General features: G+C 70.2%; 3 protein-coding genes. All 3 read right to left on the reverse strand.

Translation table 11 applies throughout. The annotated features are described in order from the left end of the window. Positions 1-95 precede the first annotated feature (95 nt). On the reverse strand, positions 96-410 hold the full coding sequence (locus tag BIV01_RS13825) for a hypothetical protein (protein ID WP_071303215.1): 315 nt from the start codon (positions 408-410) through the stop codon (positions 96-98). Further along, a complete protein-coding gene (locus BIV01_RS13830; RefSeq protein WP_070418041.1) occupies positions 407-598 on the reverse strand; it encodes a DUF2273 domain-containing protein in 192 nt (63 codons plus the stop codon). The genes BIV01_RS13825 and BIV01_RS13830 overlap by 4 nt, the downstream gene beginning before the upstream one ends. Continuing rightward, positions 595-1,053 (reverse strand): Asp23/Gls24 family envelope stress response protein (locus BIV01_RS13835; protein WP_302847431.1); only part of this gene is annotated, 459 nt, incomplete at its 5' end. The genes BIV01_RS13835 and BIV01_RS13830, both read right to left, overlap by 4 nt.

The raw sequence follows: 1,053 nt of genomic DNA on the forward strand, positions 1-1,053 counted from the left end.
ACCACGAGCGACACCGCCACGGCGGTCGAGCGGGAGCGGTGCACGCTCCGGCGACGGATGCGTCGTTCGACGGAACCGTTGCTCATGATGGCCTCCTAAGCGATCCGGGACTGGTGCTCGCGCACGATCCCGGTGAGTTCGATGTGGGCACGACCGACGCGGCGGCCGGTGAGTTCCCCGACACGGCCCTTGACCTCGTCCGCGACCCGGGCGGTGCGGGTGACGATGTCGTCGCCCGCGGCGATGGGGCCGGTGATGTCGAGCGCGAGCGCGCCGGAGGTGTCGCCGAGACCGACGCGCACCCGCTTGGCGGGGGCGCCGAGCCGTTCGGCTGCGACGGCCCGCGCCAGCGAGGTCAGTGCGCGAGCGGTGATCTCGACACGGCCCGGGACGTCCGGGCCGGCGTTCACCGGGAGCTCCGGCGTCCGGTCAGCACGTCGGCGAGGGCACCCCGGTCGATGCGGCCGGTGACCAGCGCGGCCACGAGAGCCCCGACGGCACCGAACACGACCACGAGCACGAAGCCCCAGAACCCGAACTGCAACGCCACGACGGCGAGGATCGCCCCGATGAGGGCTCCGATCAGTGTGTTGCTCATGCGACTCGCGCTTCCTTCTTCTCGTCGTCCTTGTCGTCGTCGTCACCCGGGATGAACACGTCCTGCACGGTCACGTTCACCTCGGCGACCTCCATACCCACGATCTGCTCCAGCGCACGAGCAACACCGGCGCGGACACCGTCAGCGACCTGCTGCAGGGCGACGGGGTACTCCGCGACGATCACGATGTCCGCGGCGACCTGCTTCTCGCCGACCTCGACCTTGACGCCCTGACCGAAGTCACGCTGCCCGATCGCGTCACGGATCGCACCGATCGCACGCGCCGCACCGTTACCGAGGGAGTGCACCCCGTTCACCTCACGCGCAGCGATCCCGGCGACCTTCGACACGACCGTGTCATCGATCGTGGTCTTGCCCGTGACGCCGCCGCTGTGGGTGCCCGTGTTCCGAGCGACCGCCGAAGCCGTCGCAGCCGAAGCAGTCGTGGTGGTCGT

Origin of the sequence: Curtobacterium sp. MCBA15_013, from assembly GCF_001865095.1 — a bacterium.
GTDB lineage: Bacteria > Actinomycetota > Actinomycetes > Actinomycetales > Microbacteriaceae > Curtobacterium.